Origin of the sequence: Micromonospora sp. NPDC007220 (genome assembly GCF_040634035.1) — a bacterium.
GTDB lineage: Bacteria > Actinomycetota > Actinomycetes > Mycobacteriales > Micromonosporaceae > Micromonospora > Micromonospora reichwaldensis.
Genome location: NZ_JBEYEU010000047.1, coordinates 1 through 22223, shown reverse-complemented (window position 1 = coordinate 22223; position 22223 = coordinate 1). Strand labels below are relative to the sequence as shown.

Here is a 22223-nt window from a genome sequence, read left to right as displayed (position 1 = left end):
ACCTCCTACGCAAACGCGTCCTGACCAACCCGTGAGCCGCCACCAAGATCAATCACAGGAAGTGTGCCAGAGCCAGTTTTCAGGCGGAGCCGACACGCCGTCTTCACGGTCCACCAGCCCGTAGCGCACCTGCGGCACTCGTACGCCACAGGGCTGGTCTCGCGCGGCGCCCCCGTCCGAGGTCATCCAGCCTGCTGAAGCTCGTCTCGGGCCGGGTCGGCTGGCACGGCTGCGGCACTTCCCTGCTGTACTGCTGGCCTCACACGAGGCGCTGAATGCGGACCTTGGGCTGCTCGTTCCTGCGCTGGTTAGCGGAAGGGATCAAACGTTGATGCGGAAATGGACGGACAATCGCGTGAACTGCGGTGACATGATCGGCGTGGTGACGGCCGGGGCTCCCTCCCCCTCTGCCGACACCCCATCGGCGTGCGGCTGCGCACCAAGGTCACGCGGTGCCGGATCCCGCGCAGCCGCCCTTGCGATGACGTTCGAGCTCATCGAATCCGCCCAGAAACGCTGGCGCGCGGTCAACGCCCCTCACCAGGTCGCTCTCGTGCGCGCCGGGGCCCGATCCGACAAGGGCGTGCTCGTCGAGCGCGAACAGTTCGCTGCGGCATGACCGACCCTGCGGAGAGTCCACTGCTGTTCCTCGATGTCGATGGGCCGCTCCTTCCGTTCGGGGACGGCCCGCAGCGCGAACTGGCAGGCGACGTGTCGACCTCGCATCTGTCGCGGCTCGACCCACAGGTCGGGCATCGTCTGGCGGCGCTGCCATGTGCGTTGGTCTGGGCCACGACCTGGGAAGAGGAGGCGAACACCGAGATCGCGCCCCGGATCGGGTTGCCACGCCTACCAGTCGTACGCTGGCCGGAGGCCTCCGACGAGCACGAACGCGAGGACCAGTGGTTCGGACTTCACTGGAAGACCCGGACCGTGGTGGCGTGGGCGGATGGACGCCCGTTCGCCTGGGTCGACGACGAGATCAGCGACGCCGATCGGGACTGGGTGTCCGCGCACCATCCCGGCCGAGCCCTCCTCCATCACGTCGTGGCATCGCGGGGCCTCACCGACGACGACTTCGCAGCCCTCGATCAATGGCTACACGCAGCCTGGGTCAACCACAGGATTTGACGATTGCTCCTCGCATGTAGGTCCTGTGCGCTCCGTGCGGCAACGTCCATCCGCGTACGCACCCTCAGGGCGATGGTTCGCACTCGGCCGCCAGCGGCTGCCCTCGTCCCGGCTGGCTGCTGTCACCGACGCGGCCGACAGCAACAGGAGACAACCGGCCGGCAGGCCGCAGGGGCGTCCACACGGTGATGGGCGGGACCGCAATGCGATCGGGCCGTCGGCCCTGCTTCGCAAAAACTCTCGTGACTGCTTCGTCCCTAGGAAGCACCGGCCGTCGTTGAGCTGTGTCATCAGCAGGGCTGAGCTGTTCGAACGGCCCACCGGAGTCCACAGGCGTCCCGCGCTGCCCGCGCCCGCCGTCACACACCGAGAGGGGTCAGATGGAGACCTGGCGTGTCCTGGCGGCTGTCATCATCGGCCCGGCTGTGAGCCTCCTAGGCGTCGCCCTGGCCACCAACTTTCGCGGGGTGACGGAGTGGCATATTCGGCGATCGATGTCCACGGCGAGCGTGCTACGGCGAGTCCCACCGTGGCGCTCGCTACCCGACGTCCCGCACGAGGAGCGTCTAGCGCGCTTCATCCTGCTGGAACGGGTGATAGGCGTAGCTTTCGCAGTGGCCGGCGTGATGATTTTGGTTGCTGTCAGCTACAGCGCCTTGACCGGTGAGCCGATAAAGACGGTGAAGTAGGCAGCTTCGTCTCGACCACCGACCCGCCCTTCAAGGAAGCAGGCCGGCTGCTCGTCCCGCCACGTCAAGCGGGCCTCGACTGCTCGTACGGCCGCTGCCGGAACAGACTGAGTCGGCTCCCGTGTCACGGACCGCGCCCCTCGGCGGACACCGCCCCCATGCTCGGGCCTTGCCGCGCGGTCCCGGCGCGCACCTTCCCCGGCGCCGAGCTGGTCAGGCGCGGCGCGGCCGGCGCGCGCCCAGGCGGCGGCGCGCGCGGCCCGTTGCGGGCCGCCTTTAGACATACAGAACGTTCTTCAAGACCGCCGGCAGCCGGCCGTGTCCTCCGTCGACTGATCGTGTGACAGTCGTCCGCCGACTGATCTGCGACGCCTCAACGCGCTGATCGCAGCATGGGCGGGCAGCCGACCTGGCCTTCGAGCTGTCCGCGGAAACGCTCCTCGACGACCTCGGTCACGGCTTCGCTGTCACCGCTTTCCGCCACCGTGAGCAAGGCACACTCCTGGTCCAACGAGATCCCGACGTGCCCCCCCCCGCAGGCGGATCACTTTCGAGCCGGAAAACCGTTTGAGCCCTCCTTCCGCGTTCCCGTAGGTTGCCGATGCCCCGTCGCAGCGAGGACAGAGGACAAACCGCGTGACCCCGCCCGCTCTTTAAACCTGACGCCTTCTTCCGCGCATCTACAGGCCGACCCTTCCGTCGGTTCTGCCGGGCTGCCCGCGTGCGCCCGTTCATGCAGCGTTTGAGGCCGCGCGCAATCGGCCTCGTGTCAGGTCTTTAGAGAGATCATCATGTCTTCACAACCTCATACTGTGCTGCCCTGGATCGTTCGCCGGACCAGGCTGCCTCTGCTGTCGTTGCGGTGCGTGGACTGCCGGTCGGAGTCGGCCACCACCGGCGAGGGCAGGTTCCGCGTCAACGCCAACGGCAAGCTGCTGGACGTGTGGCTGCTGGTCCGTTGCGTGTCCTGCAATCGGACGAGCAAGCTCACCGTGCACGAGCGAGCGTCTGTCAGATCCTTCGATCCGGCGTTACTCGACGGCTACCACGCCAACGATCCGGAGCTTGTGGCGGCCACGCTGCTGGATCCGCTGCTCGCCCGGCGCAACCGGTACGCCCTGGACTGGCAGGGGGCCTGGCACCTGGACACTCCGCCGGCACCGCTCGACGAGGCGTGGCCACTGCAAGTGGAGGTCGACTTCGAGGATCCGGTGCCGGTCCGCCCGGAGCGGCTCATCGCGCAAGGGCTCCGCCTCAGCAGAAACGAGGTACTGCGCCGGGTCAAGTGTGGCATTTCCCTGCGCCGTCCGACGAGCGCCGGATTCACTTTTGTCGTGATGATGAGGGACTCGATGAGCTGATTTGCACTCCCAGCGGTGGGAGTCACAGCCGTTACCACGCCACATACGCATACAGCGGGAATCAGAAGTGGGGACATAGGCCGGCTCGCCCATGTCCCCACTTCTGGCAACATCCGATCGTTGCCGTCTACCGCATTCTGGCTTGATCAAATGCACACAACTCGGCAGAGCCGTGAGCGCTGGCTATGCCCCGGAGGCCATGTACGCGGCGAGGATGTAGTTGGGGTGGCGGTCCAGGTCCTTGCGTGCTCGGTCGTAGCGCATGGTGGTTCTCGGGTCGGTGTGGCGGGCGGCGATCTGCACGTCGCGGAGGCTGACGCCGGCGTCGAGCGTCGTCGTCACGAACGTGTGTCGCAGCATGTGGGGTGCATCCTCGGCATCCAGATCCCCGCCGCCGCCCGACGCTTCCTCGATGCCGTACTGCACCATGATGTGCAGATCCGCGGTGAGTAGATCCCTCGAGAAGGGATCGATGAAGAGAAGGGGACGATGAGAGGCAACGCCCGACCCGTACTTCATACTGGAAGGCAGTTCTCGTGGACGGCGCACCGGTTACCCTCAGCCCGTACGACCCGCAATGGGCTGTGCTGTTCGAGCAGGAGCGGGTCATCCTCGAAGCCGCTCTGGCGCAATGGCTGGTCGGGCCAGTCGAGCACATCGGCTCCACATCGGTTCCCGGCCTGGCAGCAAAGCCGATCATCGACATGATGGCGCCGGTGCGCAGTCTGTCAGAGGCGGTAGCCGCCATCGAGGTGGTCATCGCTCTCGGCTACTGCAACGGCATGCACCGTCCGGAGGAAGCGCACTACTTCTTCAAGCCGGAGACCGACAACTGGTGGGAGCGCACCTACCAGCTCCATCTCACCGAGCCGACCTCCCTGCTGTGGCGGCGACGAGTCGCGTTCCGCGATGCGCTGCGGTGCCGGGCGGATTACCGGTCCCGGTACGAGCGCCTCAAGCGCGATCTCGCGCACGCGCACGGCGCTGACCTCATGGCCTACGCACGCAACAAGGACGACTTCGTCAACGAGGTCCTCGGCGCGCGCGACAGGACGCAAGCGCCGACCGTCAGCTACACCCGGAAACCCTGACGGTCTCTGACCCGCTGTGAAATGCCCATGCGTTTCTGTGTTCCTCCAGGTAGGGTCGCCACCGCCGCACTGGTCGGCCAGGGCATGGCGACGGCGATCTGCCCGCAGCCCTTCCGGCCGCAGCCGCCGACCGATGTCGTGATGCTCAGCCGAAACCGGAGGCCCCCAGCGATGGCCCGAAAGACATATCAGGTCATCGTGCGTGGCAAGTTCGCGCCACTCGATGACGAGCAGCGGGCCGCGCTGCTCGCCAAGGCTGACGAACACGACGTGTTTCGGGCGAAGTTCACCGAGGAAGGCACCGTGACCTACGAGCGGTCCCTACTCGCCTTCACCTTCCGCTGCCTGGTCTCGGCCAACGGGGAGGACGAAGAAGCAATCGTGATTGGCAAGGCGGAAGCGCTCGCGGCAGCCGCCGTCTCGGGAATCGGTGCCGACTACCGCGACCTCAAGTCTGTCTCGACCGACCTCGACGACATCAAGATCCGCCGCCGACGGCAACACTGACACTCGTAGCCGTCGGGCTTCGCCACCGGCGCCCGAGAGGCGGCCCGAGGGTCGCTGCATCTCCGTGACGGCGATGACGTCCGGTACCTGGACTCGGTGCGGACCTCCGGCGCGGGCGGAACCTGGAGATCGGAGACGGTGCCGACACGGTGGACTTCGACCTCAACCCCAACCAGATGCGGGAGCTGCACGACGCGCTCACCGCCACCATCACCGCTGACGACTTCGCCGACGCGCCCGGCGCCTACTGGCCCAAGGAGAACGTCGAGCGGTACGTCGACTGGTCCGACTTCGAGCACGAGCACGGCTTCAGCCTGGAAGCCGGCGACGGGCATCCGCATGGTGAACCTCACCCTGCCCCTCAAGCAACTGCAGGCACGGCGCGACCAGCTCGCCGCTTGAACCTCATGATCGAGCGCCGCGACGGCGGCGGGTGGGCGCTGCCCGACGGCCACATCGAGCCGGGCGCGAAGACCGCGGCCGACCCGGCGGGCCCGGGATCTGACCGAAGAAGCCGGGCTGGTCGCCACTCTCACCGACCCGCGGGTCGAGTTAATCGATCATCAAGAAGTTCCGGAGTCACGGCAACGTTTGCTGGGGTCGAGAGCGTAGGTAGTGGCCGTGAGATTGGAACTGAGGGCGCGGGTGGCTGATGCATGATCGCGAGGATAGGGAGGTGACAGCCTTTGTACGGGCGCGCTACGGATCGCTGCTCCGGACCGCCTTCCTGCTGTGCGGGGACCAAGGGAAAGCCGAGGATCTGGTCCAGACGACGTTGGCCAAGACGGTTGTGGCGTGGCCTCGACTGCAACGCTCAGAAGGCGTCGATCACTACGTTCGGCGCATTCTAGTCAACACCTTCGTGACCTGGAGGCGGCGCCGATCCTGGTGGGAACAGCCCTTGGGTCGGCTGGTGGAGAGTCAGGCACGCGACGAGTACGTGGGGGTGGAACAGCGGGACCTGCTCCGCCGGGCGTTGGACGGGCTGCCAGCACGACAGCGTGCTGCCGTCGTACTGCGCTTCTACGAGGACCTGTCCGAGCAGGACACGGCGCACGTACTGGGTTGTTCGGTTGGCACGGTCAAGAGTCTTTCATCAAGGGGTCTGCAGGCTCTGCGTAGGCAGTGGGTTGAGGCCGACGCTGCTGCTGATCAAGAGGTGCGCTATGCATAACACGACCAAGTTGCGTGACGGCCTGGCAGACCTGGCCGAGTCGGTGGTACCGACCGAGGGCTATGAAGGCAAGATCATGCGGCGGGCGGACCGGCGTCGAGGGCGGCGGCGTATCGCCGCCGGAGCCGCGACTGCCGTGTGCGTGGCGGTGCTGGTCACGATGTTTCGGGTTGTCGGATTCGGGTCCACACCGCAACTCGCTGCACCGCTGCCGGATGGCCCGTTTCTGGGGTGGTCCCCGGTGGGAGACGTGGACGCTGGCCTGGTACGTGAGGCCACCGGCGTCTGGGACCGTACCAACTCGGCAGGCCCGCACACTGATGTTCGGGCCCTTGTCGCGACGCGCCATCCACGCCTGCGCTCGACGGTGGTCGTCCTGCAGGGATACGACAAGCAGGGCGACGCGCGGTTGGCGTTTTTCACCGGTGATCTTGGTGCGGCGGACGCCTTGCGGATGCGGGTTGATCGGCCGGTGCCCGACCCGGTGAAGACTCAGGTGATAAGTCTGGTCAGTCCACGGTTGTCCGGAGCCGTCGGCGAAGTCAGTGATGACTCCGCGGGTACCTATGCCATTGCCCTCGCCATGCCGGGCGTGACAGCGGTGCGGGTGTCGAGTACCGCAGTCGATGATGAAATGATCCAAGAACCGGACGGACCCACGAGTCGTCTTGTGGTAAAACGGTTCCCGCTCGCTGCGACCGCGCAGACGACGACGATCGCGGGGTTCATCAAGCCGAAGCGACCGTTCGCCAGCCTCACGAGAGTATTCGAGGTGCCCGGTGAGGACGGTGTGGACGGCGATGCGCGAGCCGTACCCGCTGAGGTGGTCGGCAGGAACGGCCAACAGATAATCGTGGCGTTCCCAAAGGATCAGGGAGTCCGGCGAGGGCAACTGGCAGTCGTCGCCGAAGGTTTGGTCGGACGCGTAACGGCAGTCGATACCGTCCGCGGCGAAGCCACTGTCGACCTCGTTACCAGCACCGGGTTCGCCGGCCAGGTGTACACGAATATCAGTAATGTTCCGGGTTCCGTACGGGGCACCGGCGGAAAGCTGGTCATGCAGGGCGTTCCCGCAGACGCTGAGGTTTACCAGACCAACCGTGTCTTGATGCCGGATCCGTCCCAGCAGAGCAATCAGGTTGGCGCTGTCACGATCGGGCGAGCGTCTGCGGACAAGGCGGCAGGCGCGACCACGGTGGAGCTTACGCCAACAGCCGACCTTGCCAACCTGACCAGATTGTCGATCATGACGCCATCCGCCCCCTGACGGCGCCCCGCCGACGCAAGGATGCGCGGAGGCGACTCGCCTTCGCGCATCCTCAACAGGTCCGTAGATCAGTAGTGGACCGAGCCGCTGCCGGAAGCCTTTGCGATGTCACCGCCGCTCCCCGGCTGCTGGCTCGGCCGCCAATAGGCTCGCTCGCGCGGTAACCCGGTAACGCCCGGTCAGCACCGATCAACGTGCGAGCCTCCCCGCTCTCCTTCGGGAGGGCCGGGGGCCCGTTTCGCGCTGTAGTTGATGTACGTCAATTTCTCTGGCAGGCTCGGCATTCGGATCGAACAGAGTGGAGGTCGCATGTCTGCACTTCGTCGGGTCGTCGCAGCCACAGCGCTGGTCGGGGCGGTGTCCGCGTCCGTCCTGCTCTCCGGGCCTGCGGTCGCCGCCGAAACCAAGTCCTTTTACGGCAGGGGAATGAACAACAACTACTTCACGGCGCTGACCAACGCCAACAACGCTGCGCGCTCCCTTGCCAGCGCCGACGGCTTCGACCCGGACACGCAGTGCAGCCACGGTGGAAGCTTCACGACGCAGCCGTGGCCGGGCCTCTACTCGGTGCTGGCGCAGATCAACTGCACCCGCTGAGTATCCAAATCAGGAGCCTTCGGGGGCAGTCTCGCCCGGCTCCGGGGAACGCTTCGTGTAGCAGCTGCGTCGGGTAACGACCAACGCCGACGCAGCCTGCGGGCTGGACCAACCGTCACCTCCAGCGGCGGGGCTCGCGGGCGTCCCTCATGCGGACGGTTGGGTGGCTCTCATCCTGTTGGCCCACCAACCCAGCGGCCCTGCTCACCTCCGGGTGGGCGGGGCCACTTCGTGCTGCCTGGACCACCTCACCGCCCAAGCGCGGCGTCACGTGCTCGCCCTCCGACGCGTACTCGACGAACACCGGCCGCGGCCGACGGGCGGGATCAACGCATCCGCGACGCGTTTGCTTATGATCCGCTGACGCCTAACGACGGCTGACGACAGAATCAGCAAGAGCCACCCCCGTCCGAGGGTGGCTCTTCTGCGTTATTTCGATGGTGGGCGATACTGGGATCGAACCAGTGACCTCTTCGGTGTGAAGCAGGACGCCGCACCGACTCTGACCTGCAGAAACGAGAACTCGCAGGTGGGCGCGGGTGCAGTTGAGTGCCGTTGCGTGCTGTTGGATGCAGCTGAACGCCGTTCAGCGCGCCCGCCTTCCCCACGTGCTCCCCGATCCCCGGCGGGCGACCGCGGCGTCGCCCGGCGCCTCGGCACTTCGGCAGGTCCAGGAGAGAGCACCGCGGCGCGCGCACGGTCAGCGGCAGATCAGTGCACCTGACCTTGGTCTGTGCCGGCGTTCAGGGGCGTGGAGTGCCGTCCCACCTCCAAGATGTCCGCGCCGGCAGGCCGGGTAGGTCCGCCCGGCCGGTAGCCCAGAGGAGCGTCAACCACGGCTCGCCGGTTGACGGCACGGAGGGGAACAGCCGGCGCAGCGCTCCCGTACACAGATTGGCAGGGGGCGACCACGTCAGGTCCAACCCGGCGGCCACGTCGTACATGTGGACCAGGGCCTCGACCACGCCCATCGCGGCGAACCCGGAAGGGTCGGATAGACCGTACGCGTGAAACGACCGCCGGTCCGGCGGCACGGCATCGATCATGGCCGCCAGCATCGCCCCGCACGCCTCGAAGACCTGCACCAGCCCGGATGGCCCCTCAGCCGGGTCCACGAAGATCGTCAAGGGCGGGCCACCCTCGCGGCGTCGCTGCCAGCCGAACGGTACGTGGGTACGCGTGGACGGATGCGCGGGACCGAGTTGCGCGGCGCACCCGAAGAGATCGTCGCTCATGTGCTCGACCGTCTCCCAGCAGCTCCACTCCAGTCCGCCAGCTGGCTTCTGCCAGTCGAGATGGGTGGCCGCCGCCAGAGTCTCGCGGGCAAGCCCGACAGCGCGCGTCACGTCGTCTGCGATCATCCAACAATTACGGAGGCGAGGCGGGGCCTGAAGCAACCCCATTTCCACGCTCGTCGACGAAACACGATAGCGAAACAGCCACAGCACTGATCTCGGCATGACGGCGCTCCGTGGCAGATCCGCTTGACGCGACTAATCCGTGAAGAGCGCGGTGAGCCTCGGCAGACGCCGACGGACCTCGCCGTCGTCCTCGAAGTCCCAGCCCTGGCCGAGCTCCGGGTATCTGCCAGTGACCGCGCTGGGCAGCTCCATGCTCCCTGATACGACCCCGTACGCGTCCCATACGACGCCATACATGGATTCGCATTCAAGATCGAACCCGCCGTCGACGGCAACGCGTTGGACCACCGGCAGGTCGGCGAGCGTATCCGGGTCTGCCACAGCGCGTTCGAACGTCTCACGCCCCTGTGTGAGCAGCCAGCCGCGGAAGTACTCGAAGCCGTCGTCGGAGCAACCGCCGTTGATCAGATAGGCCGCCTGCCACAGATCCCACCCGTACGACTGCGCACGCAGATCCCACAGCGGCTGCGCCAGTTCCGCGATCCTGTCGGCCGGCAGGGCAGCCAGCAGCCGCAGTGTCTGCTCGGCGACGTCCTCGGCGTCCGAGGGGTCGGCCGCAGACTCCCGTGCCTTCGCCACCACGCTCCAGAACTCGTCAACACTCATGATGCGGGAGTATGGCAGCGGTCTCCGACTTCGCCGCCCACCATTCGCCGTCGTGCCCTTTCCTGACCGCCCGTCTAGCGCACCGAGCCCTGGAAGATGAGCTGATCGCGGCAGAAGCGGATGCCTCGGCATCTGGTGGTGATGCCGGTGTCGGATCACAATGAGCCGGTCGGCGAGGAAAATCGGGCAGGGAGCAAGCGGTGGAGCAATTTGCAGTCATGGTCAGCGCCGGCTCGTTCAGTTCAGGTGACGGTGGTGCGATCCGGTTCCCACACCGGTGGACCCCTGAGGGCGTCACGGTCGAGGCGGACTTCACCGGGGCCCACCTGTTGCACCTCGCTGCGGCTGGATGCGTCCTGAACGACATATACCGGGAGGCAGGCGAACTTGGCATCCGCATCGACGGGGTACGTGTATCGGCTGAGGGTGGGTTCGACACGCAGACGTGGATATCGAGCGGCATCACTTATCAGGTCGAGCTGAGCTCACCCGCGTCCGTCGAGGAACTTGCCGTGCTGCTGGATCGCGTCGACGATGTCGCCGAGATCCCGCGGGCGATTCGAGCCGGGGCCACGGTACGGAGAAGCTAACTTGCCCCTTTGTCCGCGATGCTCACACCGATCGACCCACCACGATTAGCAAACCGATTGCGTTGGCTTCACCATCCGCGAAGCGTCGACACACCCGATCAGCGGCATGAGCGAGCACCTGATCGAGCGCGCGTTCACACGGTCCCTCGGTGCGAGCCTGGCGTGCCTGAGAAGTTGTTCGACCACCCAGGCCTGTCGGTGCACGGGAAGGCAACCACAGCGTGAGCCGGGATGTACTCAACGGCGCCGCCGGCCAACTGGCGGAAATGCTGACCGCCGGCCCGGCACCCCACCGCCGTACGCGTTCCGGTCGACTGACCGCCGGCCACCGGCGCCCGTCCGTGACCGTGCGGACAGCCGGAAACGCCGTTTCTCCGATTGGCGTTCGCTGCGTAGGATCTCCGGCGATCAAGGGGGATGGAACGGTGGGCGATTTCCAGCAGTTCGTGACGGATGTGACTTCGCGTCTGTCCACGATGTCCAGGGGTGAGTTGTACGTCGTCGGCGACGGTCTCGACCGGGACTCACTCTGGCTCACCTTTCTCGATTCCTTCCCCGCCGGCACCAATCTGCGGTTCCGTGAGCGATCCGAGTACGACTGCTCGACCTGCCGCGGTTTCATCAAGCACTTCGGCAACGTCGTCGAGATCCACGACGGGCGGGTCCGTACCGTCTGGTCCGGCGTGTCGGCATCCGACCCGGTCTTCTCCCTCGTCGCCGCCGCTCTGGACGAGTTCGTTCTTTCGCTGCCGTTGTCCACCATCTTCCGGTCCACTCAGGCGCAGTACGGGACGAAGACCACCCGAACGCTGCGCGACGGCCAGGTCGAGGTGTGGCACCACCTGCACGGCCGGGTGGAGAATCGGCATCGCATCGAGGACGTCGGCGCGGCACAGGGCAACTTTGACGCCGCGGTGCAGGTCTTCCAGCGTGGCCTGGCCGAGCTGACCCGGCACGCTCTGGACACCGTCGTCGACCTCGTCGACGACAACGCCCTCTACCGCGGCGCGGAGCATCGCCGGGCGGTGACCGAGTTCCGCTCGCTGCAGAACCGGTGGACCCAGGCGACCGATCGACATGCCTTCGTCTTCGCCAACGCCATGAACCCGGCGGCCCGGTTCCGCAACACGGTGATCGGCACCCTCGTCCAGGATCTCTCCGCGGGCGTCGACCTGGAGCAGGCGGTCCGGTCGTTCGAGGCTAAGGTGGCGCCGCAGAATTACCAGCGCCCCACAGCGTTGATCACCCCGGGCATGGTCAAGGCCGCCATGAGGACCATTGCCGAGCTCGGTATCGAGGAGTCGTTGCAGCGACGGTTCGCCAGGCTGTCCGACGTGTCGGTCACCAATGTGCTGTGGGTCGACAACGATGCCCAGGCACGGATGAAGGACGGCATCGAAGGGCTGCTCATGCAGGCGGCCACCACCCGGTCGTCAGGTGTGCTCCTTCGCGACGCCAAGCCGGAGGAGATTCCGGTGGTCTCCTTCATGAAGGACATCCTGCCCGGCGCCGCCACCATCGACCTGTGGGTTGCCAACACCTACGAGCCGCACCTCGTCAGCCTCACCACCGGCAGGTGCCCGGCTGCTCCGCGGTTGTTCAAGTGGGACAACGATTTCGGCTGGTCGTACGGCGGCAACGTCACCGACTCGATCAGGGAGAAGGTCAAGCGGGCCGGCGGCAACGTCACCGGCAAGCTGCGGGTGAGCCTGTCCTGGTTCAACCACGACGACCTGGACCTGCACGTGTACGAACCCAACGGCGACCACATCTGGTACCAGGAGAAGCGCAACAAGCTGGACGTCGACATGAACGCCGGCGGGACGCTCTCCCGCGAGCCGGTGGAGAACGTCACCTGGACCGACCGTGTCCCCGACGGTGAGTACCGGATCGAGGTGAACCAGTACCGCAAGCGGGACAGCACCCAGGTCGGCTTCGTGATCGAGACCGAGAGCAACGGAAAGACCGAGCATTACAGCCACGAGCGCGCGGTCGGCCACAAGGAGACCGTCGAGGTGGGCCGGATGACGGTTGCCGGCGGGGTGATCACCGCTTTCCGGCCGGGTAAGGACGTGCTGCCGGGCAGTGCGGGCAAGGAGTTGTGGGGCATCACCACCGAACAGTTCGTACCGGTGTCCACCATCATGTACTCGCCGAACTACTTCGACGACAACGAGGTTGGCAACCGGCACTACTTCTTCATTCTGAAGGGGTGCGTGAACGACCAGCCGACGCGGGGGATCTACAACGAGTTCCTCCGCAGCGACCTGCAACCGCACCGCAAGGTGTTCGAGGTTCTCGGCGACCGCACCAAGTGCGAGCCGTCTCCGGATCAGCTCTCCGGCCTCGGCTTCAGCTCCACGGTCCGCAGCTCTGTGGTCGCCAAGGTGACCATGACCGGCGGCCGGCGCCGCCTCATCAGCATCCAGTTCTGATTCCCTACCCAGATATTTCAGAGAGGCTACCGTGACCATTTTCGAGAAGGCCACACGGGAGAAGTTCCGCTATCCGTCGGCCAAGGGACTGCTGACCACGGAACAGCTGTGGGAGCTTCCGCTGACCGCCAAGTCCGGCTTCAGCCTCGATGATGTGGCCAAGGCGGTCAATGCTGAACTCAAGGCCGTCGACACCGAGTCGTTCGTGGCCACCGAGGCCAATCCGGCCAAGGCAACCTTGGAGACCAAGCTGGAGGTCGTCAAGCACGTCATCGCCGTCCGCCTCACGGAGGACCAGGCGGCGAAGGCGGCGGCGGCCAAGAAGCTGGAGAAGGAGAAGCTGCTGGCGGTCCTGGCCCGCAAGCAGGACGCGGTCCTGGAAAACCTGACCGAGGCAGACCTACTGGCCCGAATCAACAACCTGTAGCCCGCCGACAATCAGCGTCTGCCAGCGGACCCGCACATCGCCGAGAAGTACGGTCGCCATGCAAGACCTGTGCGGCCAGGCCGGCGCTCACGGCCACTTCTCGGCGAACTCACATCGGTACAACAGCGACCGCGACGCCCCCTCACCGGCATGACCGTGCATCGCGTCCGGCACGACCAACGCCTGATCAGCGGCTCTAGACTAGAAGACGACGTCGTGAGGGGCGGGTCTCGCCACGGGGGCGTTGCAACCGCAGAATAGTGGGGTGACTTCGGAGGCCGCCCTCGGCGAGGTGTTGCGCAGCGCCGCCCGAGTTCGGGTGACCAATGGTGGGGTGTCGGGTGTCCGGGTGCTGGGCGAGGATGTGCTGCTGGAGGTGGCTGAGCCGGCGGCAGTTCGCCAGCTGATCCAGGCCTTGGCCGTCAAGCAGACGACCGACGGGTACTGCATGTGTCACGGCGACCTCGCCTTCGAGTTCTTCGACCGAAGCGGGCGGCTGACTGCAGCCGTGGGATTTCATCACGCCACCTACCTGCGCTGGTCGGGCTGGGACGACGACGCCACGCTGTGCGATGGCGGCGCGGTGCTGCGCTGGCTCGCTGAGCAGGGGGTCGAAGGTCCGTTGGCGCAGGAGGAACAGCGGCAATGGGAACGCCACGAGGAGCGGCTCGCGGAGCAGCGGTGGAGGGCCGCTGCACCCGCCGCAGTAAGTGACCTACTTGATGTGGCAGTGGCCGCCGGCAGCACCGACGGACTTCTTCCCGAGGGGATACACCGGCTGGTCGCCCAGCGCCTTGAAGAAGCGATTCCGGATCGGGTCGAGCGGGCTGGCCTCATGCTTGCCTGGTTTGGCTCGGGAACAGGGCGCTGTTCCGGCTTCCCAGTACACGAAGCACTGCCGGAACCAGCGCTCGCCGAAACACCGATCGCCTACCTCATCCAAGCCATGCAGGTCTACCCCACGGACGCTCGCATCGACGCTGGCGCCGTGCGGCACCTGTGCGGCTGGAAGACCCGCAAACAGCAGGCGAGGGATATCGCCAAAGTCCCGGCGGAGCTACGGATACGCCTGCTGATGGCAGCGAGGGAGTCAGGCGACGACGACAAACGCCGCCGGGCGGAGCGATGGCTGAGCACACCTTCGAGACACCGGCAACGGTAACGTGAAGGAACTGGCCATCGTCGCCCTCGATAACGTCCTCGCAACGTCTCCCTGGCGTGCCGTCGAATGGAACGATGCCTCGAAAGGAGAGCAATGGCGCCGGAACATTATCGCGCTACGGAATATCCTCGACCCGAAGCAGCGAGAAACGCTCTTCGAGAAACGAGGCCCACACTTCTGCCACCGGCCGGCAGCGCGCTGAGTAACCGACCGCAGCACTGAACCCGTCCGGTCGTGCCGAGATCAGTGCGTCGTGCGATCTCCTGCCAAAGAGGGCCGCACCGAACTCCTCCAGCAGTCCTACCTGTCCGACTGCGGCCGGTGTGCCAGCTCGATGGCGTAGGTGTTGGTCATGTCAATGTCGGCGATCGCCTGCATAGCGGCCGCGGACCCACCTCGGTCGCGAAGCAGGCGCGCCAGAAGATACAGGGCGATCTTGTCACCGCGCTGGGCACGCTCATGTAGTACACCGTCGCGGCCTTCCTCGTACAGGAACCGGTTCAGCTGGCGCCGCGCGTGCACGTCGATCTCGGCCCGATCAACCAACTCGTGCAGCAATCCGGCCTTGACGAGCAGATCCATGTGCCACAGGTGTGCGTTGTGCCGGTAAGGGTCGTGGCTGTAACACTCGGCGAACTCGCCAACCAGGGCGATCGCCGTAGTCCAGTCACCGCGCGCTTCGGCCGCTTCCGCCGATGCCTGGTCGAACCACGCTGTCACCACACCAGTATGGCCCTCCTGTCGCGGTGCGCTCTTCTGCCGCGTACGGCGCTGCGCGGAGCGTGATGCCCTCGGATGCTGCAGTGCTCACCCGGCGTTCGCCAGGTTCTCCGAACGGCGGGATAAGACAGGGCGGTGAAGGTGCGCTGGGGTGCCTCGCTCATCCACCGCGTCGTACGAAGCCTGCCACCGAGGCCGGCAGTTCGTCCTGCGGCATGCCCTCGTAGCCAGGACGGGCGAAATCAAACAAGAGCACGACGCGGTCGCTGGAGCCGTAGTTCCACGCCTCATGCGTGACGGTGTCGTCGAAGACAAAGGTCTTACCTTCGCGCCACTGTCGGGTCTCGTCGCCCACTCGCAGTGCGCAGTCCTCCGGCACGACCAGCCCGAGATGCGCACGGTAAACGGTCGTAACCCACCCCTGATGTGGCTTGATCTGGGTGCCAGGAACCATCCGAGAAAACCCAGCGGTCGTCAGGTGAGGAACCTTCGTCAACGCGGAGGCAGTATCCGGGCACGCTTCGAGCGCGCCCTCAATCCGTTCCCCGAAGGCGACAAGCCCGTACACGCTCCAGCCCTGGCCGTACATCTCGCGTTGCACCCACGGCTGATAGGTCTCCCGCGGCAGAGCAAGGCACTCATCCCGGATGGCCTCCCACCGTGCCCGAAGATCGGCCAGGAAGGGAAAATGCCGCTGATCCACGAACATGAGAGACCATGATGCACCAACGACGGATGATGCGGGCTACGGCGCCGCCTCGTGACAATCGTGGCCCTCGTACGCACCTCCAGCGGTAGACGCACGCTATGCCGCCGACCGGGCGTCAGGGTGCATCACCTGAGTGAGATCAGGTGACGCGCTCGCTTCCGCCAACAGGCGAGCACCGGAGGCGCTACGCCCACGGTGGGATGTACCGGCTCACGTACTCGCGAGCACGAGGAAGCGGGTCGCGCCAATACTGATACGGCATACGGGAGTGGTGCTCCTCGCAGAACTCAGCGAGACCAACTGTGATCTTGACACGCTCCAGCGGGCGGCCTTCGAACTCTGTGTTGACCGCCAGCAACTGCGGCTCGGGATGCCAGCCTGAGTGGTCGAACGCCCAGCCGTCCCAGACCGCGTAGACGTGGAAGACCTGCCGCTCGGCAGCGAAGCGCACCGCCGCTATCTCAATCGACCGGTCCGCGTAGAACTCTCGGCATACCCAGGCGAGGACATGACACGCCCCGGCAGCGAAGAAAGCCTGGTCTGTCCGCTCCCATGCGACGCGCTGGTCCGATCGCTCGATCGGCGTCCGACGAAACGTTCCCGCTGCTATTGCTGTCATGACAGGGACGTTAGTCACTGGCCCGACGCAGTCGCTCATGCCGCGATTCGGGCGGCGCCCACGTCCACCGGTTACTCATCGTGAGCAACGGACGTGCGTCGCCGGGGCGACCGGCGCCGCAAGGTCCCCAGGGCCACTCGCCCAGGCCTCTGCACATTTGGCGTACCTGGCTCTGCACCGGAACCCCCGTACGCCGACAGCGTTGCGGCCAGCGGGCGGCCCAGTCGGTCAGCGTCTTGTATGCGGCGGCGTTGACGGTGATCCGCCTTCAGCCTGTGCGGCGAACTCGGCAGCGGGTTCTGGATAGCCGAATGGGGCTACCCTGACATCGGCGTTTACATCGTCGACTGCCCGTCAGCGGGCCACGACATGATCGCCCTCGACTACCGCTGCCCCGGGGAGCCGACAGTCGTGCACGTCGATCAGGAGTGGAACTACCAGATCACCGTCCTCGCTCCCGACTTCGAGACCTTCCTCAAGGGCATCGTCAACGGATCCGAGTACCGCGACTGATCACGGATCTGTCCCCCCATGCGGAAATGAGGCCGTACCGCCGGGCGCGTACAGGCACCTTTCTGGCTCGGATGGGTAGTAGCGATGTCAGCGAGGCGGCCAAGACCGCTTGTCACAGGATGAGTACGGCAGCTCAAGCGCCGACTTTGGCAGGCCCGACATGCTGGTGATTGTGGCTTCCTCGCTCCCGGTCAAGCTGACGACTGTTCTGCTCGTGGCGCTCGCCTTGGCGGGATGCGGGTCCGATGCCCCCGCCCCGGAGGATGCCACCCGAGCGGCCAACTCCGGCGTGGTCCGTCAGGCAAGCGCGTCCGTTGTATCCCAGCTCGACAAGATCCTGACAGGTGTCGCCGAGCGGACACCGGGGATGCGGCCGGTGGCGGCATCGACATCCGACAGCTGCCTAGCCGGCGACACGAACGGCGTCTTCCCGCATGACTCCTACCGCCTGCAGTGCAGCTGGGGTGAGACGAGGTACTTCGCCGTCCGGGGAGACCTGCCCGATGTACGGCGCCAGTTGGATGCGGCGGCGAAGCAGATTGGGTTGATGGCGGTCAGCGGCGAGTCGTTGCAGGACGTGGAGGCCAACCTCGCGGCCGGCGGCACGACTGATGATGGGCAGCTCCTGTCGCCGCCGACGTGGACCTACGTCGCGCCGGGGTACGACGGTCCGCTCCACGTCAGTTGGTCGCAGGCGACTGACTCCAGAGCCAGTCAATATCCCGTGGAACCCCGCTGGCCCCTGGTCTTTCAGGACGACCACCCGGTCGACCTGGACTCGCTATGGAACGGTCCGCTGCGGGGGCAGAAGTACCTCATCTCGATCACTTCGTCGGTGACCTATCACGAGGTTACCTGGCCCTCCTGACGCTGACGAGGGCGGCGAAGCCCTCACGATCTTGTTCGTAATTGCCACGGGGTACCGCCGTCTTCCTGTCTTGGTTGGCCACCTACACGGTCACCTCGGCCGCTTCAGGGCGTACGGCGTACGTGCCTCCGCGCCCGCCGTGTTCGGGTCAGTCTGGTTCGGGCATCAGGCCTTGCGCGCGGAGTTGTTCCACCTGACTGGCTGGTGGTGGCAGCGGGTCGTGGTCGGAGGGGCGGGGTCCTTCCGGGCGTCCGGGCCTTACCGGATAAAGGTTTCGAACCCGGGTCACCCGGCACGCCACACCGCTGACCTCGAAGTCGTCGGTCCGTTGCGGACGATGCGCCCGCGCGGGCGCGCACGTAAGCCGCCATGAACTCTTCGATCGGGGTGTCGACGTCGCGTGCAATGTCGGCAATGGCGAAGGACTCCGCGTCCCGGGCGGTCTGCGGCGTCGGGTAGGTGGTGAACGAGCGGGGACGCCACCTGCCGTCGACGTGCTTCCCGACGATGAACCCGACCGGGAGCAGCACCACGTTCGGGTGCGTGGACACCGCCCGGCACGAGTCGGCGTACACGTCCTCAGGGAAGGAGGTCGCCGTTAGGACGCCGAGACCAACTCCATCCGGACGAGGGCGTCGGTGAGCCCCGGTGCCCGCGGTCGGGTCGATGACGAGGCCGTCCATCGGCGACGTGGTCCGCTCCGCCTGGCCCGGCGGGTACGGGTCGGCATCGGTGGGCCGGGGCGGCTCCGGTCCATCCGGATGAACGGCTGCGCCCGGATGATCCGGTAAGGACGGCCACTGACGGTCAGCTCATTGACCGGCTCCCAGTCATGCACCTCGTACGCCCTCTCGTACGCGACCCGCACGGCCGTGTTCTCGACGGTCTGCGGCGTCTCGCCGAACAGGCGCCGAAGTGCGATGCGAGACAGTCGCGGGCGTGCTGCGGCTCGTCGGCGTCGAGCCGCACGATCCGCCACCGGCCCTTCACCTCTTCGGCCGCGCCGAAGAGGTGAAGGGCTCACATCAGCGTGGGATAGGTGACCGAACGGCATTGGGCATCATCCTCGGAGACCGCCGATACCGGATCGTCCCGCTGCTCGATGGTGATCAGCAGGTGCTCAGGCACCCGCTTGTCGTGATGGACCATGTACATAGTGTTTGCTATCCATGCCGAAACGCCGCACCTGATCGTGACCACACGGCCTACGAATCGTCGAATGGGCGTGGGCAACCAGGGCCGCTCCCATGGGTCGAGCTCGCGTTGCTCGTCCCATGGTTGATCGGCAACAGCCACAACCGACCGCTAAGCCTTGAACGACTTCGCAGCAATTGACGCGTCAAAGTGGTCGGCCAAGGCCCGCCAGAGCACCGAGAAGTGGGTACACGACCTAGCCTGGTGGACCGGCGTGTGGGCGGCCCACCGGACCAGCAGCCGTCGGCCAGGCTGCTGGCCCGTAGCCGGGGAGCCTTGTCCTAACCTGGGGCTGTCAGCGGCATGTTCAGCTCCTTGATCAGGTGAGGAGCGACGATTAAGCCGTTGCCCCGGTAGTAGTGGCCGCCGGCACGCCTGCCTCGGTCAGCCACCGGACGAACGCCTGCTCCCAATCTGCTCCCATAATAAGGGCCGAACGCCACGAGGCCCGTTACCGGAGTTCCGGAAACGGGCCTCGTGACCTGCACATACTTACGGTGGGCGATACTGGGATCGAACCAGTGACCTCTTCGGTGTGAACGAAGCGCTCTCCCGCTGAGCTAATCGCCCTCAGCGCCGCTGACTCTACCTGATCGAGGGACCGGACCGGAAATCCGGGGTCCGCGCGCCGCGCCGCGATCGGTCGACCCGGCGGAGCGCCGGGTCGGTCCGGGTCAGTGCGTCGCCAGGTAGTGCAGCGCCTCGGCGACCACGTCGATGCCGAAGCTGTACTTCAGTGACAGCCAGACCACCGAGCCGACGAAGGCCAGGCCAACGGAGCCGAGCACGAAGCGTACGGCCAGTGAGCGGTCCTTCACCCACTGGGTCCAGTTGTGCACGTGGCGACGGGTGAAGCCGAGCAGCCGGCGGGCCCAGTGGAACTCAACGGCCCAGATGCCGAGCCCGGCGATCACCAGCAGCCAGCCCGGCCCGGGCAGCGGGATGAGGGCGATGCCGATGGTGACGACGAGGGCGCCGGCGATGGCGATGAAGATCTTGAGGGTGACCCGTCCGGTCGGGTTGGCCCGGATCAGGTCGAGGGTGGTGCTCAGCCGCTGCCGCCAGCGGGGTCGCTGCCGCCGCTCGGCCAGCTTCGTGCCGCCTGCGCCATCCCGGTCGGTCGTCGGCCGACCGGGCCGGTCGTGCTGCTCCGTCGGCACCCCGTACCCCCGCCTTTCGGGTGCTCGGGCCGCGACGTTCGGCGGGCCCGGCACTGCCATCGGATCCACTGAGGATCGTTTCGTAACCATTTCCTCCCCCAGTGTGGCTCGCGCCCGTCACTGCAACGGCCGACTGGACGTTACCGGAGTAAGTCGACGACTGAACCACCCGATGCCGGGCGGGATCACGCACTGGGCAGAACCGGAAATCCTACATGAATATTCACATTCACGCGGCCTTTCCGACCCCCTTCCCACCACTGGGTGAAGTCAGCGTATGGCGGAGCGTAGCCAGGAGTAGCACCTGAGTATGGGAAAAGCGGGACACGCGCGTTCCGCAGCGGTGCCGGGGGGAGATCGTCCATGAGTGTCATCCGACCGACGACCGTAGAGGTCGAGACGTCGCTAAGGCTCGTCGCACCTGACGCCACCGCCTTGCCGGTGCGTGCCAGTCTGCGTTACGACCCTGCTGATCCGTATGCGGTCCATGTCCTGTTCCACGCCGAATCCGCCGGCGGAGAGGCGGTCAGCTGGTCGTTCGCCCGGGAGCTGCTGGTCACGGGCCTCGACGAGCCGGCCGGCATCGGCGACGTGCGGGTCTGGCCCTGGGCCACCCCGCGCGGGGACTTCGTCGCCCTGGCGCTGTCGTCGCCCGACGGCAACGCCCTGTTCGAGGTGCCGCGCAGCGTCCTGGTGCGCTTCCTGCGGCGGACCTACGTCGTCGTCCCGCGCGGCCGCGAGGCCGAGCACCTGGACGTCGACACCGCGGTGACCCGGCTGCTCGCCGGCCGCTGAACCACCGGCCACACCGGCCGTCCGGGGCCGCGCGGATCTGCCGAGTCCGCGCGGCTCCGGCCCACCAGGGGGTACGCGCACCGCCTCCCGCCCTTCGCCGAGCTCAGCCGTGGGTGGTGATGCCGCCGTCGACCGGGATCACCGCACCCGTGAGGTACGCGCCGGCGCGGGACGACAGGTAGATCGCGGTGCCGGCCATGTCCTCCGGCCGGCCGATCCGACCCAGCGGCACCTGCCCCTCGATGGCGGCCCGGGACGCGGGGTCGTCCAGCGCGAACGCCATCATCTTGCTCTCGAACGGCCCCGGCGCGATCGCGTTGACGGTGATCTGCTCGCCGGCGAGCTGGTGGGCCAGGCTGCGGGTGAGCATGTGCACGGCGGCCTTGGTCGCCGAGTACGCGTACACCTCCATCATCGGCACCCGGATGCCGTCGATGGACCCGATGTTGATGACGCGGGCCGGGTCGTCGGCGCTGGCCGACGCGCGCAGCGCGGGCAGCAGCGCGGTGGTGAGCCGGAAGACGGCCTTGACGTTGACGGCCCAGAGCTTGTCGAACGCGCTCTCCGGATACGACTCCAGCGGCGCGCCCCACGTCGCGCCCGCGTTGTTGACCAGCACGTCGAGCCGGTCGAACCGCTCCCGGACGGTGGCGGCCAGGCCCTCGGCGCCGGCGTCGTCGCCGAGGTCGGCGGGGATGGCCTCGCAGCGCCCCTCGGCGGAGAGCTCCTTGGCCACGGCCTCGCAGACGTCCGCCTTGCGGGACGAGATGATCACGTGTGCGCCGGCCCGGACGAAGCCCTGGGCGATCATCAGGCCGATCCCCCGCGAGCCGCCGGTGACCAGGACCGTCTTGCCTTCGACCGAGAACAGATCCGTCATGCCCATCCCATCGCGAGTCGGCCGGGGCCGCCGGGGCGGGGGCGGCCCGGTCCGGTCCGGTGCGGACCGGCTCCGGCCATGCCTCCACCGGACGGCGCTACCGTTCGGTAACGTAGCCCGCCTTCGACGACCTCGACAACCCCCGTCGGTCGGCCCGGGGCCGGCCCGCCGCACGCCCGCCCGCCCCGGCCCACCGGCCGGCCGGCGGGCGCCCGCCCGCCCGCCGGCCCGTGGGCCGGGCCCGCAGTGCGCCCGGCCGCGCGCGGTACCAGGGAGGGGCACCCGGGGTAGATCGGAAGAGCGGCGG

The 22223-nt window shown here is 66.8% G+C and carries 26 protein-coding genes, 1 tRNA gene and 3 pseudogenes; 17 read left to right on the top strand and 13 right to left on the bottom strand.

Features of this window, described 5'->3' with window-relative positions; translation table 11 throughout:
* Positions 1-426: 426 nt before the first annotated feature.
* From ABZ573_RS32165 to ABZ573_RS32150, 4 genes and pseudogenes are all read left to right on the top strand, one after another.
* Positions 427-619, top strand: a pseudogene (locus ABZ573_RS32165) (IS256 family transposase); the annotation flags it as partial.
* Entirely contained in the window at positions 616-1131 is a 516-nt protein-coding gene (locus tag ABZ573_RS32160; protein WP_358122842.1) for an HAD domain-containing protein, read from the top strand. The pseudogene ABZ573_RS32165 and the gene ABZ573_RS32160, both read left to right, overlap by 4 nt.
* 380 nt (positions 1132-1511) lie before the next feature.
* On the top strand, positions 1512-1820 hold the full coding sequence (locus ABZ573_RS32155; protein WP_151453059.1) for a hypothetical protein: 309 nt from the start codon (positions 1512-1514) through the stop codon (positions 1818-1820).
* A gap of 812 nt (positions 1821-2632) precedes the next feature.
* The gene (locus tag ABZ573_RS32150) at positions 2633-3181 is read left to right on the top strand and encodes a DUF1062 domain-containing protein (RefSeq protein ID WP_358122839.1); all 549 of its coding nucleotides are present in this window, start codon (positions 2633-2635) and stop codon (positions 3179-3181) included.
* Positions 3182-3364: 183 nt separating this feature from the next.
* On the opposite strand, the gene ABZ573_RS32145 is transcribed toward ABZ573_RS32150, so the two are convergent.
* The gene (locus tag ABZ573_RS32145; RefSeq protein WP_358122837.1) at positions 3365-3700 is read right to left on the bottom strand and encodes a tyrosine-type recombinase/integrase; all 336 of its coding nucleotides are present in this window, start codon (positions 3698-3700) and stop codon (positions 3365-3367) included.
* A 17-nt stretch (positions 3701-3717) separates the two neighbouring features.
* On the opposite strand from ABZ573_RS32145, the gene ABZ573_RS32140 reads away from it, so the two are divergent.
* The 6 genes from ABZ573_RS32140 (at position 3718) to ABZ573_RS32115 (ending at position 7817) form a co-directional block, all read left to right on the top strand.
* Complete coding sequence (locus tag ABZ573_RS32140) at positions 3718-4272, top strand: GrpB family protein (protein ID WP_151453056.1); 555 nt, start codon at positions 3718-3720, stop codon at positions 4270-4272.
* A 21-nt stretch (positions 4273-4293) separates the two neighbouring features.
* Complete coding sequence (locus tag ABZ573_RS32135; protein WP_358122835.1) at positions 4294-4779, top strand: DUF6204 family protein; 486 nt, start codon at positions 4294-4296, stop codon at positions 4777-4779.
* A gap of 149 nt (positions 4780-4928) precedes the next feature.
* Entirely contained in the window at positions 4929-5432 is a 504-nt protein-coding gene (locus ABZ573_RS32130; RefSeq protein ID WP_358122833.1) for a hypothetical protein, read from the top strand.
* Positions 5432-5953, top strand: coding sequence for a SigE family RNA polymerase sigma factor (locus tag ABZ573_RS32125; protein ID WP_358122831.1), 522 nt, complete (start codon positions 5432-5434; stop codon positions 5951-5953). The genes ABZ573_RS32130 and ABZ573_RS32125 overlap by 1 nt, the downstream gene beginning before the upstream one ends.
* Complete coding sequence (locus tag ABZ573_RS32120; RefSeq protein WP_358122829.1) at positions 5946-7220, top strand: rod shape-determining protein MreC; 1275 nt, start codon at positions 5946-5948, stop codon at positions 7218-7220. Before ABZ573_RS32125 ends, ABZ573_RS32120 begins: the two co-directional genes overlap by 8 nt.
* A gap of 309 nt (positions 7221-7529) precedes the next feature.
* Positions 7530-7817, top strand: a complete 288-nt coding sequence (locus tag ABZ573_RS32115; protein WP_151453051.1) for a hypothetical protein — start codon at positions 7530-7532, stop codon at positions 7815-7817.
* Between the two features lie 743 nt (positions 7818-8560).
* Here ABZ573_RS32115 and ABZ573_RS32110 read toward each other — a convergent pair.
* Both ABZ573_RS32110 and ABZ573_RS32105 read right to left on the bottom strand, forming a co-directional pair.
* The gene (locus ABZ573_RS32110) at positions 8561-9178 is read right to left on the bottom strand and encodes a maleylpyruvate isomerase N-terminal domain-containing protein (protein ID WP_358122827.1); all 618 of its coding nucleotides are present in this window, start codon (positions 9176-9178) and stop codon (positions 8561-8563) included.
* Between the two features lie 132 nt (positions 9179-9310).
* Positions 9311-9844, bottom strand: a complete 534-nt coding sequence (locus ABZ573_RS32105) for a DUF4240 domain-containing protein (protein WP_358122825.1) — start codon at positions 9842-9844, stop codon at positions 9311-9313.
* Positions 9845-10044: 200 nt separating this feature from the next.
* Between ABZ573_RS32105 and ABZ573_RS32100 the strand changes: the two genes are divergently transcribed.
* The 4 genes from ABZ573_RS32100 (at position 10045) to ABZ573_RS32085 (ending at position 14458) form a co-directional block, all read left to right on the top strand.
* Positions 10045-10434: an OsmC family protein gene (locus ABZ573_RS32100; protein ID WP_151453048.1), complete on the top strand. Its 390-nt coding sequence runs from the start codon at positions 10045-10047 to the stop codon at positions 10432-10434.
* Between the two features lie 425 nt (positions 10435-10859).
* Positions 10860-12869 carry a hypothetical protein gene (locus tag ABZ573_RS32095; protein ID WP_358122822.1) on the top strand — a complete coding sequence of 670 codons (2010 nt, stop codon included), beginning with the start codon at positions 10860-10862 and terminating at the stop codon, positions 12867-12869.
* Between the two features lie 31 nt (positions 12870-12900).
* On the top strand, positions 12901-13296 hold the full coding sequence (locus ABZ573_RS32090) for a hypothetical protein (RefSeq protein ID WP_132407173.1): 396 nt from the start codon (positions 12901-12903) through the stop codon (positions 13294-13296).
* A gap of 265 nt (positions 13297-13561) precedes the next feature.
* Positions 13562-14458 carry a hypothetical protein gene (locus tag ABZ573_RS32085; protein WP_358122820.1) on the top strand — a complete coding sequence of 299 codons (897 nt, stop codon included), beginning with the start codon at positions 13562-13564 and terminating at the stop codon, positions 14456-14458.
* 300 nt (positions 14459-14758) lie between these two features.
* Here the strand turns inward: ABZ573_RS32085 and ABZ573_RS32080 are convergent, their stop codons facing one another.
* From ABZ573_RS32080 to ABZ573_RS32070, 3 genes are all read right to left on the bottom strand, one after another.
* Entirely contained in the window at positions 14759-15178 is a 420-nt protein-coding gene (locus tag ABZ573_RS32080; protein ID WP_327030989.1) for a hypothetical protein, read from the bottom strand.
* 160 nt (positions 15179-15338) lie between these two features.
* Positions 15339-15887, bottom strand: a complete 549-nt coding sequence (locus ABZ573_RS32075; RefSeq protein WP_327030988.1) for an aspartyl/asparaginyl beta-hydroxylase domain-containing protein — start codon at positions 15885-15887, stop codon at positions 15339-15341.
* Between the two features lie 184 nt (positions 15888-16071).
* Positions 16072-16506, bottom strand: coding sequence for a hypothetical protein (locus ABZ573_RS32070; protein ID WP_327030987.1), 435 nt, complete (start codon positions 16504-16506; stop codon positions 16072-16074).
* Between the two features lie 267 nt (positions 16507-16773).
* On the opposite strand from ABZ573_RS32070, the pseudogene ABZ573_RS32065 reads away from it, so the two are divergent.
* Positions 16774-17019, top strand: a pseudogene (locus tag ABZ573_RS32065) (SMI1/KNR4 family protein); the annotation flags it as partial.
* Positions 17020-17179: 160 nt separating this feature from the next.
* Positions 17180-17887 (top strand): hypothetical protein, encoded by a 708-nt coding sequence (locus ABZ573_RS32060; RefSeq protein WP_358122817.1) that lies wholly within the window; start codon positions 17180-17182, stop codon positions 17885-17887.
* Between the two features lie 148 nt (positions 17888-18035).
* On the opposite strand, the gene ABZ573_RS32055 is transcribed toward ABZ573_RS32060, so the two are convergent.
* From ABZ573_RS32055 to ABZ573_RS32030, 6 genes and pseudogenes are all read right to left on the bottom strand, one after another.
* On the bottom strand, positions 18036-18188 hold the full coding sequence (locus tag ABZ573_RS32055) for a DUF5954 family protein (RefSeq protein WP_327030984.1): 153 nt from the start codon (positions 18186-18188) through the stop codon (positions 18036-18038).
* 121 nt (positions 18189-18309) lie between these two features.
* A pseudogene (locus ABZ573_RS32050) lies at positions 18310-18773 on the bottom strand (DUF5954 family protein); the annotation flags it as partial.
* Positions 18695-18877, bottom strand: coding sequence for a DUF5954 family protein (locus ABZ573_RS32045; protein WP_358122814.1), 183 nt, complete (start codon positions 18875-18877; stop codon positions 18695-18697). The pseudogene ABZ573_RS32050 and the gene ABZ573_RS32045, both read right to left, overlap by 79 nt.
* Positions 18878-18907: 30 nt before the next feature.
* The gene (locus ABZ573_RS32040; protein ID WP_255474685.1) at positions 18908-19036 is read right to left on the bottom strand and encodes a hypothetical protein; all 129 of its coding nucleotides are present in this window, start codon (positions 19034-19036) and stop codon (positions 18908-18910) included.
* A gap of 543 nt (positions 19037-19579) precedes the next feature.
* Positions 19580-19651 (bottom strand) — tRNA-Val (locus tag ABZ573_RS32035).
* Between the two features lie 104 nt (positions 19652-19755).
* Positions 19756-20301, bottom strand: coding sequence for a TIGR02611 family protein (locus ABZ573_RS32030; protein ID WP_151457605.1), 546 nt, complete (start codon positions 20299-20301; stop codon positions 19756-19758).
* Positions 20302-20604: 303 nt separating this feature from the next.
* Between ABZ573_RS32030 and ABZ573_RS32025 the strand changes: the two genes are divergently transcribed.
* Positions 20605-21036, top strand: a complete 432-nt coding sequence (locus tag ABZ573_RS32025; protein ID WP_053653619.1) for an SsgA family sporulation/cell division regulator — start codon at positions 20605-20607, stop codon at positions 21034-21036.
* Positions 21037-21139: 103 nt separating this feature from the next.
* On the opposite strand, the gene ABZ573_RS32020 is transcribed toward ABZ573_RS32025, so the two are convergent.
* Positions 21140-21916, bottom strand: a complete 777-nt coding sequence (locus tag ABZ573_RS32020; protein ID WP_151457604.1) for a glucose 1-dehydrogenase — start codon at positions 21914-21916, stop codon at positions 21140-21142.
* Between the last annotated feature and the right edge of the window lie 307 nt (positions 21917-22223).

Excerpts from the sequence above, each read along its gene's own strand:
- ABZ573_RS32160 (WP_358122842.1), top strand. The coding sequence starts at position 616 with ATGACCGACCCTGCGGAGAGTCCACTGCTGTTCCTCGATGTCGATGGG.
- ABZ573_RS32155 (WP_151453059.1), top strand. The coding sequence starts at position 1,512 with ATGGAGACCTGGCGTGTCCTGGCGGCTGTCATCATCGGCCCGGCTGTG.
- ABZ573_RS32145 (WP_358122837.1), bottom strand. The coding sequence starts at position 3,700 with ATGAAGTACGGGTCGGGCGTTGCCTCTCATCGTCCCCTTCTCTTCATC.
- ABZ573_RS32135 (WP_358122835.1), top strand. The coding sequence starts at position 4,294 with ATGCCCATGCGTTTCTGTGTTCCTCCAGGTAGGGTCGCCACCGCCGCA.
- ABZ573_RS32125 (WP_358122831.1), top strand. The coding sequence starts at position 5,432 with ATGCATGATCGCGAGGATAGGGAGGTGACAGCCTTTGTACGGGCGCGC.
- ABZ573_RS32120 (WP_358122829.1), top strand. The coding sequence starts at position 5,946 with ATGCATAACACGACCAAGTTGCGTGACGGCCTGGCAGACCTGGCCGAG.
- ABZ573_RS32115 (WP_151453051.1), top strand. The coding sequence starts at position 7,530 with ATGTCTGCACTTCGTCGGGTCGTCGCAGCCACAGCGCTGGTCGGGGCG.
- ABZ573_RS32110 (WP_358122827.1), bottom strand. The coding sequence starts at position 9,178 with ATGATCGCAGACGACGTGACGCGCGCTGTCGGGCTTGCCCGCGAGACT.
- ABZ573_RS32105 (WP_358122825.1), bottom strand. The coding sequence starts at position 9,844 with ATGAGTGTTGACGAGTTCTGGAGCGTGGTGGCGAAGGCACGGGAGTCT.
- ABZ573_RS32075 (WP_327030988.1), bottom strand. The coding sequence starts at position 15,887 with ATGTTCGTGGATCAGCGGCATTTTCCCTTCCTGGCCGATCTTCGGGCA.
- ABZ573_RS32070 (WP_327030987.1), bottom strand. The coding sequence starts at position 16,506 with ATGACAGCAATAGCAGCGGGAACGTTTCGTCGGACGCCGATCGAGCGA.
- ABZ573_RS32060 (WP_358122817.1), top strand. The coding sequence starts at position 17,180 with ATGCTGGTGATTGTGGCTTCCTCGCTCCCGGTCAAGCTGACGACTGTT.
- ABZ573_RS32040 (WP_255474685.1), bottom strand. The coding sequence starts at position 19,036 with ATGGTCCATCACGACAAGCGGGTGCCTGAGCACCTGCTGATCACCATC.
- ABZ573_RS32030 (WP_151457605.1), bottom strand. The coding sequence starts at position 20,301 with ATGGCAGTGCCGGGCCCGCCGAACGTCGCGGCCCGAGCACCCGAAAGG.
- ABZ573_RS32025 (WP_053653619.1), top strand. The coding sequence starts at position 20,605 with ATGAGTGTCATCCGACCGACGACCGTAGAGGTCGAGACGTCGCTAAGG.
- ABZ573_RS32020 (WP_151457604.1), bottom strand. The coding sequence starts at position 21,916 with ATGACGGATCTGTTCTCGGTCGAAGGCAAGACGGTCCTGGTCACCGGC.